Source organism: Agrobacterium sp. SORGH_AS_0745, assembly GCF_030818995.1.
In the GTDB taxonomy this organism is placed as follows: Bacteria; Pseudomonadota; Alphaproteobacteria; order Rhizobiales; family Rhizobiaceae; genus Agrobacterium; species Agrobacterium tumefaciens.
This window is the reverse complement of record NZ_JAUTBI010000003.1, coordinates 589,445-601,601: the sequence shown is the minus strand read 5'-3', so window position 1 is coordinate 601,601 and position 12,157 is coordinate 589,445. Positions and strand designations below refer to the sequence as shown.

The window sequence follows — 12,157 nt, the reverse complement described above, 5'->3', positions numbered from 1 at the left end:
GATCAGGCCTCGAGCCGTGCCGCAACCTCGTTGGCCATCGCCAGCGAGGCGGTGAGGCCGGGGCTTTCGATGCCGAAAAGATTGACGAGACCGGCAAGTCCGTGGGTTTCCGGCCCGTCGATGCGAAAATCCATGGCCGGTTCGTCGGGTCCTGAAATCTTCGGCCGGATGCCCGAATAGGCCGGGATCAGCGCGTGTTCCGGTAGGCCCGGCCAATAGCGGCGGATCGCGTCGCCAAAACCCTCCATGCGGCGGGGATCGACGGCATAATCAATGGTGTCGACCCACTCCACATCCGGCCCGAAACGGGCCTGACCGGCAAGATCCAGGGTGAGGTGCACGCCAAGGCCGTGGGTGTGCGGAGCGGGGTAGATGAGCCGTGAAAAAGGCGACTTGCCGGTCAGCGAAAAATAGCTGCCTTTGGCGAAACGCGCCTCCGGGATCGTGTGCTTCGGCAATCCCTCGATCTGTTTTGCCGCCAGCGGTGCCAGAAGGCCGGCGGAGTTGACGAGCAGCCGGCATGTCAGGCTGAGAGGTTCCTTGCCGCCAACGTGAACGCGGAAACCGTTGCCGGTCGCTTCCGCGCTTTCGAATGGTGCATTCAGGGCGAGGGCTGCGCCATGGTCTTGCGCGTCGCCGAGCAGCGCCAGCATATAACCATGGCTGTCAATGATGCCGGTCGAAGGTGAAAGCAGGGCCGCTACGCAGTTGAGCGCAGGCTCGAGCGACAGCGCCTGCGTGGCATCGACCAGTTCGAGGTCGTCGCAGCCATTGGCGTTACCCTTTTCCTTGAGGGCCGCCAAGAGAGCCGTCTCGTCCGCGTTCGCTGCCACGATGAGTTTGCCGCAGCGGCGGTGCGAAACGCCATGGCTCTGGCAGAACGTATAAAGCCGCTCCCTGCCTTCAACGCAAAGGCGTGCCTTGAGGCTGCCTTCAGGATAATAAAGCCCGGCGTGAATAACCTCGCTGTTGCGCGAAGAGGTGGCGGAACCGAATTCCTTTTCGCCTTCGAGGATGATGACGGAAAGACCACGCATCGCCAGCTCGCGGGCCGTCGCCAGTCCGATCACCCCGGCTCCTATGATGATGGCGTCGATATCCGTCATGGTCCTTATCCGAGCCTGCCAATGATTTTGAACGGAAATGCCGTTTGCGACGTTGATCCTGCGCAATGGGTAGATTGATGCTTGTCCGGCGGCAAGTCGCGATCCGTATTTTTCCCAATGCGCCGAACTTATGGAATTTTATCTCTACTGAAACAGTGGGGAATAAAGCTATTCTTTACGGGAAATAAGCAGTGCCCGCTTTGACGGGCCGAGCAGGGAAGGGAGTTGTACAATGTCTTATTCCAAGGCCGGAAAAGCAAAAGACTTTGTCTCGCAGCCCCAGTCGCAGCGAAACTGGAGAGATTCGGTTCACGCGGCTCTTGTCGGCGTGTGCGTGGCTTTTGTCGCGGCGGTCATACTCGGTCTCGTTCCCTGATCCTCCCAGATTTTCTCATCAGGAAACTTGAGAAAAAAAGGCCGGTCGCTCCTCCGACCGGCCTTTTTATATTCATTCACGCCTTGAGATAATCCTCCGCCAGATCGACCCAGAAGGCGGTTCCGATTGGCAGGATATCGTCGTTGAAGTCGAATTTCGGATGGTGCAGCGGCGGGTCGTTTTCGGTGCGCGCGGTACCGAGGAAGAAGTAGCAGCCGGGCCGTTTTTCAAGCATGTAGGCGAAGTCTTCCGCGCCCATGGACGGGCGCTGCATTTCGACCACCTTTTCCGCCCCGGCAAAACGACGGGCCAGACCGGCGACATAGTCCGTTTCCGCCTTGTGGTTGACTGTCGCATTGTAGCCGCGCTCGTAATCGAGCGTGACACTCATGCCATAGCTGGCCGCCTGGCCTTCGGCTATCGCCCGGATACGCTTTTCCAGTTCGTCGCGCACACCCGCGTCGAAGGAACGGATGGTGAGGAGCATTTCCGCCTTCTCGGGAATGACGTTGCTCGCAACACCAGCATGGAATGCGCCAACAGTGACGACCGCCGACAGTTGCGGATGGATGTTACGGGACACCACCGTCTGCAAGGCCATGATGATACTGGCGCCCGCAACGATAGGGTCTGCCGCATCCTGCGGTTCGGCGCCGTGGCCGCCATATCCGTTGACGGTGATCCTGCATTCATCGACGGCGGCAAGGATCGGGCCGTCGCGCAGGACGAATTGTCCGAAGGGTACGCCGGGATCGTTATGGAGGGCAAAAACCGCATCGCATGGGAAGCGGTCGAACAGTCCGTCCTCGATCATGATGCGGGCGCCGCCGAAATTCTCCTCCGCCGGCTGGAAGATCAGATGCAGGGTCCCATCGAAATTCCTGCGTTCGGCGATGATCTTCGCGGCTCCCAGGAGCATGGCCGTGTGTCCGTCATGGCCGCAGGCATGCATGACGCCATCATTAGCGCTTGCATATTCCGCTCCGGTTTCCTCACGGATCGGCAGGGCATCGATATCGGCGCGAATGCCGAGCGTGCGGGCACTGTCGCCATTGCGGATCGTGGCGACGATACCGGTTCCGGCCAGTCCGCGCGTTACTTCGTAACCCATTTCCACCAGCTGTCCGGCAATGAAATCCGAGGTCTGGAATTCGGAAAGACCGATTTCGGGATGCCGGTGCAGGTGGCGGCGGATTGCTACCACATCCGGCATATGGTTGGCGAAGGAGGCTATGTTTGCGGTCTGTCTGGTCATTTTCGAAGTCCCTGGTTACGCCGCTTTTTTCCAGCGCTTTTTGCAAATTTCATAGCAGCATATACGCGGGCATGTAAGGGGCGTTCCCGGAGCCGGAATGCCTTGAAATTCATCGCTTGCATCGTATCGCGACAGGTGGCATGGAACTATAGACGTCCTGGGGCATTAGCGTTTCGGATGTGGCGCAGGCCTTCTCGGCCTCGCGTTGCCCTTCAGGTGTCAAAGGGGGACTATCTGACGTTGCGCGAACAATTTTCGCCGTGGGGGAAGGTGCGAAATCCGGTTGGAACGGCATTGCCGGGCCATAGGGCGAAATTTTCCTGTCGTCGAAAATCCATTCTCCGCAGAGATCCCCGGCTTTGCATGGTCGGAGGGATCGCGCAGCAAAACGCCGTGCTTGCGGATATTCGCCGTTTGACGATGCGTTGCACACAACGTCTGATCCGGTTCACCGAAGGTTCAGGATAAGTCATAAATATAGCGTGGCCCGATTTCGTGCGTATTCCCGCCACGGACGAAACGCCGGTCAAGTCGAACAATTCTCCATAAAGTTCAGAATACGAGCCGATGTCATTTCATATTACCCCGACCGCCGCCGCCCGTGATTCCGAGACGAAGCAGATCGATCACAATGATTCGATCCGCGCGTCCTATATGACGGTCGAGGAACTGCATGATGCCGGTGCCGCGCTTTCGCGCGACGGTGCCGATACCCTTCCCGGCTTCATGGAGTTCGACTTCTTCGAGCGCCACCGTGAGAACGAGAAGGAAATCCTGCGGGTCTACCGCACAACGGCCGTCGACGCGGAAAATGGCGCGACGATAACGCCGGCGGCGGAATGGCTGCTCGACAACCACTACGTCATCGAAGAGGCGATCCAGGAAGTCCGCCGCGATTTCCCGCGCAAGTTCTATCGCCAGCTGCCGACAATGACGGTGGGCGGCGTGACGATCCCGCGGGTCATGGCACTCGGCTGGCTTTATGTCGCCCATACCCACAGCACGGTCTCGCGCGAGAACATGACGGCGCTGGTGGATGGCTACCAGACGTCGAAGACGCTGCAGATCGGCGAATTGTGGGCGCTGCCCTCCATCATCCGTTTTGTCCTCATCGAAAATCTTCGCCGCATCTCCATTCGCGTGGAACGCTCGCGCCGCATGCGCCAGAAGGCGAATGAAGTCGTCGACGAAATCATTCGCCTGAACGATGCGGAAGCCTCCGCAGCGCTCCTCAAGCAGGTCGATTCGCTGGTCGATGACCCGACGTTTGCGACGCAGTTCCTCTATCGCCTCAGAAACGGCTCGCAGACTTCGGGTTTTGCGGTGGCCTGGCTTGAAGAACGCCTGCATGCTGCGGGCACCGACGCTGAAAACGTCATGATGTCGGAACACAACCGGCTGGCCTCCGGCAATGTGACGATGGGCAATATCGTCAAGAGCCTGAGGGAAATCGACGATACCGAATGGTCGGTGTGGTTCGAGGAAGTCAGCCATATCGACAAGGTCCTGCGCGAGGAAACCGATTACGAGATTCTCGATTTCGGTTCGCGCAACACCTATCGCAACACGATCGAGCTTCTGGCGCGTCGCTCCCCCAAGACAGAAGTAGAGGTCGCGCGTGCCGCCGTGGAAATGGCGAGATCCGGCGAGCCTGCCGAGGTGTCTGAAAACCATCGCGTCAATGTCGGCTCCGTACTCGTCGGCCAGCGCCGGTTCGAGCTTGAAAAGGTGCTCGCTTACAGGCCGCTGGTCTCGCAGCATATCGTCCGGTCAATGCGCAAGTTCAACTGGCTCGCAATTGCGGCGCCAGTGTTTCTCATCACCGCGCTCGTCATGCTTGCCGTCGGCTGGTTCCTGGCCGAAGCTGGCATGCCCTGGTATGTGGTGACCGCATTCCTCTTGATGTTTGCATTGCCTGCTTCGGAAGGCGCGACCGGTCTGTTCAACACGCTCGTCACTTTCTTCGTGAAGCCGTTCCGGTTGGTCGGATACGAGTTCAAGAACGGTATTCCACAGGACGCCCGCACGCTTGTTGCCGTGCCCTGCATGTTGACCAGCCGCGACAGCGTCGATGAGATGATGCGCAATATCGAGGTGCATTATCTCGCCAATCCGCATGGCGAGATTTATTTCGCGCTGGTCAGCGACTGGCGCGATGCCCAATATGAGCAGTCCGGCGACGATCTCGAGATTCTCGAATATGCCAAGCGCGAACTGTCGGCGCTGAACAGCCGTTATGCCTTCGATGGCAAGACGCGTTTTTACCTGTTGCACCGCCGCCGCATCTACAACCCGTCCGAAGGCTGCTGGATGGGCTGGGAGCGCAAGCGTGGCAAGCTGCATGAACTGAACATGCTGCTGCGCGGCGACAAGGACACGACATTCCTCGGTGGCGCCAATATCGTGCCGGCCGATGTCAAATACGTCATGACGCTTGATGCCGATACGCGCCTGATGCGCGATGCGGTGACCAAGCTCGTCGGCAAGATGCATCACCCGATCAACCGCCCCGTCATCGATCCGGTCTCGGGACGTGTGGTTGAAGGTTATGGCCTGTTGCAGCCGCGCGTTACGCCTTCGCTGACGACGGGCAAGGATGCCTCCGTCTTCCAGCGTGTCTTCTCGATCAATCGCGGTATCGACCCTTACGTCTTCACCGTTTCCGACGTTTATCAGGACCTGACCTCCGAAGGCACCTTCACCGGCAAGGGTCTTTATGACGTAGATGCCTTTGAGGCGGCGCTTAAGGGCCGGATCGAGGAAAACTCCATCCTCAGCCATGATTTGCTCGAAGGATCCTTTGCGCGCTGCGCGCTGGTGACCGATGTGGAACTGGTCGAGGATTTCCCGACCCGCTACGAGGTGGAAGTCTCGCGCCAGCATCGCTGGGCGCGTGGCGACTGGCAGCTGCTTCCCTATATTCTCGATCGCGCCCGTGGTGTTACCGCGATCGGCCGGTGGAAGATGGTCGATAACCTGCGCCGTTCGCTGACGCCGATTGCCTGGTTCTTCGCCTCGATCCTCGGCTGGTATTTCATGGACCCGCTCGGTGCGCTGATCTGGCAGATCCTGCTGATCTTCTCGCTGTTCGTCGCTCCGACGCTCTCGCTGCTTTCCGGCCTCGTGCCGCGCTCCACTGATATCGTGCCTCAGGCGCATTTCCATACCATCTGGTCGGAAATCCGCGCCACCAATGCGCAGGTTGCGTTGCGTATCGTCTTCATTGCCGATTCTGCCTGCATGATGACGGATGCGATTGTCCGTTCGCTCTACCGTCTGCTCGTCAGCCACAAGCTGATGCTGGAATGGCGCACCGCCGCCAGCATGCAGTCTAGCGCCCAGGGCGGCATCACCTATTATTTCCGCCAGATGTGGCATGCGCCTGTTGTGGCCATGCTCGGCCTGTTGTTTGCGGCGCTGCCCGGTGACAATGCCTTCCTGATCGGCATTCCCTTTACTCTGCTCTGGGTTCTGTCTCCCGCCGTTGCCTGGTATGTCAGCCAGTCGGCGGAAACCGAAGACCGGCTGTTCGTTTCGGAACACGTCTCTTTCGAGCTTCGCAAGATCGCGCGTCGCACATGGCGTTATTACGAAGCCTTCGTGACACCGCAGGAAAACCACCTGCCGCCGGACAACTTCCAGGAAACGCCGGAGCCGATTGTTGCCTCGCGTACATCGCCTACCAATATCGGCGTTTACCTGCTTTCCATCATTTCGGCGCGCCAGTTTGGCTGGATCAGCTTTGCCGATACGCTGGAGCGGATCGAGAACACGATCCAGACCGTCGAGAAGATGGAGAAACATCGCGGCCATCTCTACAACTGGTACCATACGGACACGCTGCAGACGCTTGGTCCCCGTTACGTTTCGGCGGTGGATAGCGGTAATCTCGCCGGTCACCTGATTGCGGTTTCGTCTGCCTGCCGCCAGTGGGCAGAAGCGCCTTCCGCGCATCTTCAGGGTAATCTCGACGGTATCGGCGATCTCGCCGGTATTCTGCGCGAAACGCTGAAAGCGCTGCCTGACGACCGCAAGAACCTGCGTCCGCTGCATCGCCGCCTCGAAGAACGCATCATCGGTTTTTCGAACGCTCTTGCCTCGGTCAAGCGCGAGCATGAATTCGCATCGATCCGCGTCATCAATCTTGCGGTACTCGCGCGCGACATCCAGAAGCTCGCTACCAATGTCGATCACGAAGTGAAGTCTGCGCAGAGCGCGGAAGTGACCCGCTGGGCGCAATTGCTCGTGGATTGCTGCGAGGCGCATATTTCAGACAGCGCCATCGACCTCACCAATATGGAGCCGCTACGCCAGCGTCTTGCATCGCTACGCGACCGCAGCCGCAACCTCGCTTTCTCGATGGATTTCACGTTCCTTTATCGCAAGGATCGCCGTCTTCTGTCGATCGGCTACCGCGTCGAAAGCAAGGAACTGGACGAGGCCTGCTACGACCTTCTGGCGTCCGAATGCCGCCTGACCAGCCTGTTTGCCATCGCCAAGGGCGATCTGCCGACCGAGCACTGGTACCGTCTCGGCCGCCAGGTCGTGCCGATCGGTGCGCAGGGCGCGTTGGTCTCCTGGTCGGGTTCGATGTTCGAATATCTGATGCCTCCGCTCGTCATGCAGGAGCGTCAGGGTGGCATTCTCAACCAGACCAACAATCTGATCGTCAAGGAACAGATGAACCACGGCCGCCGTCTCGGCACGCCATGGGGCATTTCCGAAGCGGCGTTCAACGCCCGCGATCACAACATGAACTACCAGTACACCAACTTCGGTGTGCCGACGCTTGGCCTCAAGCGCGGTCTCGGCCAGAATGCTGTCATCGCGCCCTATGCGTCGATTCTCGCCAGCCAGTACGATCCTGACGGTGCGCTGGAAAACCTCGACAAGCTGCGCAAGCTTGGCGCGCTTGGACAGTACGGCTTCCATGATGCCGTGGATTTCACGCCGACACGTGTGCCTGACGGCAAGGTCTGCGCGGTGGTCTACAACTATTATGCCCACCACCACGGCATGTCGATCGCGGCTGTCGCCAACGTCGCCTTTGACGGTGTGTTGCGCGAACTCTTCCATTCCGACCCTGTAATCGAGGCGGCCGAACTCCTGTTGCAGGAAAAGGCACCGCGCGAAGTGCCTGTCATGAGCGCCAAATACGAGCCGGAAACCCCAGGCAAGGAACAGGCAGACCTGCTGCGTGCGGAAGTGCGCTCCATCGCCGACCCGGCCGTGCGCGACCGCGAAGTGGTGTTCCTGTCGAACGGCCATTATTCGACGATGCTCACCTCAACCGGTGCTGGATATTCGAAATGGAACGGTCAGGCGATTTCCCGCTGGAAGGCCGACCCGACCGAAGATCGTTGGGGAACCTTCATCTTCCTGCGCGATACCACCAATGGACAATGGTGGAGTGCGACGGCTGAGCCGCGTGTCATCGAAGGCGAAAAGACCAAGACGATCTTCACCGACGACAAGGCCGAATTCCACAAGAATGTCGGCGATCTGCAGAGCGTCGTTGAATGCATCGTCGCCACCGAGCACGATGCCGATGGCCGCCGCGTCACGCTGCTCAATGTCGGTTCCGACGATCGCTACATTGAAGTGACCTCCTATATGGAGCCGGTCATTGCGTCGGAAGACGACGACAACGCCCATCCGCTGTTCTCGCGCATGTTCGTGCAGACGGAGATCGGCCGGCGCGGCGATGTCATCCGCGCCTGGCGTAACCGCCGCAGCCCGAATGAGCCCGGAACGATCATCGCGCATCTTGCTGCCGATAACGCCGGCCCATCGCGCCCGACGGAGTTCGAGACGGACCGTGCCAAGTTCATCGGCCGCGGCCGATCGCTCGGTGAAGCGGCTGCATTCGATACGGGTGCCACGCTTTCCAACACCGACGGCTTCACGCTCGATCCAATCCTGTCGTTGCGCCGCACTGTGCGCGTACCGGCCGGCAAGAAGGTGAGCGTGATTTTCTGGACGATTGCCGCGCCGAGCCGCGAGGAAGTCGACAAGGCGATCGACCGTTATCGCCATCCTGACGCATTTGCCCATGAACTCGTGCATGCATGGACGCGCACGCAGGTGCAGATGCGCCATGTGGGTGTCACTTCGCAGCAGGCCGCCGCTTTCCAGCATCTCGGCCGTTATCTGACCTATCCGGACATGCATCTGCGCGCGGATTCGGAAACGCTGAAAACGGGCCTCGCTTCGCAGCGGGCGCTCTGGCCGCTTGCCATTTCGGGCGATTTTCCGATCTTCAGCCTGCGTATCAACGACGATATGGACATGGATATTGCCCGTGAGGCGCTCAGCGCTCACGAATATCTGCGTTCGCGCGGCGTGATCTTCGATCTCGTCATCGTCAACGAACGGGCCGCGTCGTATGCACAGGATATGCAGCATGCGCTGGATCATATTTCCGAGGCACAGCGTCGCATCAATCCCGCCGATGGTGGAAGGCCGCACGTGTTCTCCGTTCGCCGCGACTTGATGGACGAAGAGACCTGGAGCGCGCTTCTGGCGGCCTCCCGTGTCGTGCTGCATGTGCGGAATGGCAAGATTGTCGACCAGATCAACCGCGCCGTGTCGCTTTTTGCGGCGCATCGCGGTCCTGACGGCGCGACTGAGGCCGCGCAGGCTCGCCTGCCAGTGCCTGCGTTCCCCGTCGCTGAGGCTGTCGAGGATGCCGGCGATCTCGATTTCTGGAACGGTTTTGGTGGTTTCGCCAAAAGCGGAGAGGAATATGTCGTGCGCCTGCATGGTGGGCAATCCACGCCGCATCCTTGGATCAACGTCATCTCGAACGAAAGTTTCGGCTTCCATGTGTCGGCGGAAGGCGCTGGTTTCACCTGGAGCCGCAATTCCCGTGACTATCAGCTGACACCCTGGAGCAACGATCCGGTCATCAACCGGCCGGGCGAGGCCTTCTATGTTGCCGATGTGGAAACAGGAAAGCTCTATACGCCCTGTGCTGCCCTTTCGCGCGATCCGGAAGCCCTGTTCGAAACCCGTCACGGTCTCGGTTACTCCGTAATGACCGGCAAGACGGATAAGCTTGAAGTCGAGGTGACGCAGACGGTAGACCGTGAAAAGCCGGTCAAGTTCTCGCAGCTCATCGTACGCAACAAGGGTTCGAAAAGCCGCCGCCTGAAAGTCTATGCTTATGTGGAATGGGTGCTGGGCAATAATGGCCAGAAATCTGCGCCGTTCATCCTGAGCAGGCACGATGCCGGCAGCAATGCGATTTTTGCTTCCAACCCTTACAGCATCGACTATAGCACCCGCACTGCCTTCCTGACGCTCGACAGCGAGGCAAGCGGCTTCACCACCAGCCGCCGTGAATTCATCGGCCGCTTCGGTTCTGCACAGGCTCCGCAGGGCATTGTGTCTGGTGCGGCACTCAGTGGCAGCACCGAGGTGGACGGCGATCCCTGCGCCGCCTTGATGCAGGAAATCCACCTGAAGCCCGGTGAAGAACGGCATATGACCTTCATTCTCGGCGATGCCGACAATGCGGAGGAGGCGGCAACGCTGGTCGAACAAGTCCGTGCGGCGGATTTCCAGTCGGTGCTGGAGGGCAGCAAGGCGTTCTGGACTGGCTTTACCGGCCAGTTGCAGGTTACCACGCCCGATGCCGGCTTCAACCACATGGTCAATAGCTGGTTGCCCTATCAGGCGCTGGCGTGCCGCATCCTGGCGCGCACGGCCTTCTATCAGTCGAGCGGCGCCTTCGGCTTCCGTGACCAGCTTCAGGACACGCTGGCATTCCTGCTCTACCAGCCGGATCTCGCTCGCAAGCAGATCCTGCGTGCGGCAGGCCGCCAGTTTGCTGAAGGCGACGTCCAGCATTGGTGGCTGCCTTTGACCGGTGCAGGTGTCCGCACGACGATCTCTGATGACGTGGTCTGGCTCGCTTATGCGATCAACCAGTATGTCTCAGCTACGGGCGATGAGGCCATACTTGATGAAAGCATCCCCTTCATCAAGGGACCGGCATTGATGCCGGGGCAGCACGATGCCTTCTTCCAGCCGGAGACGAGCGACAAATCCGCTAGCCTCTACGAACACGCGGCGCTGGCGCTTGATCTCGCGATCCATCGCACCGGCGAAAACGGTCTGCCACTGATCCTCGGCGGTGACTGGAACGACGGCATGAACCGTGTCGGCATCGGCGGCAAGGGCACCAGTGTCTGGCTTGGCTGGTTCCTGGCCGGGGCGCTTCGCGACTTCATCGCGATCGCCGAAAAGCGCGGTGATGCAGACCGTGTCGGCAGGTGGTCGGCGCATCGCGAAAAGCTTCGCAATGCTCTCGAAACTGCGGGTTGGGACGGCAGCTACTACCGTCGCGGTTATTTCGACGACGGCACGCCGCTCGGTTCCGCCACCAGCGAGGAATGCCAGATCGATTCACTTGGCCAGAGCTGGAGTGTTCTTTCCGGCGAGGGTGAAGAAGGCCGGTCACGGCAGGCGATGGACGCCGTCATTGAGCATCTGGTCGATGAAAAGGCCGGTATCATCCGTCTGTTCACCCCGCCATTCTCGCGGGCGCCGCATGACCCGGGTTATATCAAGGGATATCCGCCGGGTGTGCGCGAAAACGGCGGACAATATACCCACGCGGCGACCTGGGTAGTGCTTGCCCTTGCCAAGCAGGGGCGTGCGCAGGAGGCGTGGAATTGCTTCAAGCTGCTCAACCCCGTCAACCATGCGCTCGACGCGGCATCGTCCGAAACCTATCGGGTCGAACCTTATGTGGTGACCGCCGATGTCTATGGTGAGGGCGCTTATGCAGGTCGCGGCGGCTGGAGCTGGTACACGGGTTCCGCCGGCTGGCTCTATCGCGCCGCGATCGAGGGCATTCTCGGTATCACCCGAACCGAAGGCAAGCTTCACATCGCGCCGTCGCTGCCCGAAGACTGGAGCGGCTTCTCGGTGAAGATCACGCTGGACGGTAAAGCAAAGGACATCGTCGTCAGCCGTAAGGCCGGCACGGCAGAGGTCTCTGTATCCGTCGACGGCAAGCCCCTGTCGGCTGACGATCGGGTGATCCCGTTCGACTGACGACCGGCTCTACGTTTGCTTTTAAAATCAGGCTCCTGCGGTGACGCAGGGGCCTTAATTTTTATTGTGGCTGCCCTGGTATTGTTTGTCTGTACGGAGGCGCGGTAACAGCTTTGTCCTGGCGGGTATCTCCAGCATCATCTCATGAGAGAAATGACACAGCCTCGCGACGGTCTTGCAAGGGCCAACGAGAATGTGAGCCGTGCTCCTCTCGACGTGGCACGCAGGCAGAGCAGTTTTACAGAGCCATGTTTCTGCGCTGTTGGATCGCTGAATGCTGATGGCCAAGGCTAAGGCTAAGGCTAGGTCCTTGCCTGCATTATCAAGGCACATGTCTGCAGCTTCGCAGACCTTGGA

The 12,157-nt window shown here is 59.7% G+C and carries 3 protein-coding genes; 1 reads left to right on the top strand and 2 read right to left on the bottom strand.

Annotated features, from left to right (window positions below):
• Positions 1-2 precede the first annotated feature (2 nt).
• Together QE432_RS12680 and QE432_RS12675 are read right to left on the bottom strand one after the other, a co-directional pair.
• Positions 3-1,106, bottom strand: coding sequence for an NAD(P)/FAD-dependent oxidoreductase (locus tag QE432_RS12680; protein ID WP_306624491.1), 1,104 nt, complete (start codon positions 1,104-1,106; stop codon positions 3-5).
• Between the two features lie 452 nt (positions 1,107-1,558).
• The gene (locus QE432_RS12675; protein ID WP_013636950.1) at positions 1,559-2,737 is read right to left on the bottom strand and encodes a M20 aminoacylase family protein; all 1,179 of its coding nucleotides are present in this window, start codon (positions 2,735-2,737) and stop codon (positions 1,559-1,561) included.
• Positions 2,738-3,304: 567 nt separating this feature from the next.
• Between QE432_RS12675 and QE432_RS12670 the strand changes: the two genes are divergently transcribed.
• Positions 3,305-11,800, top strand: coding sequence for a GH36-type glycosyl hydrolase domain-containing protein (locus QE432_RS12670; RefSeq protein ID WP_306624489.1), 8,496 nt, complete (start codon positions 3,305-3,307; stop codon positions 11,798-11,800).
• The last annotated feature ends 357 nt before the right edge of the window (positions 11,801-12,157 follow it).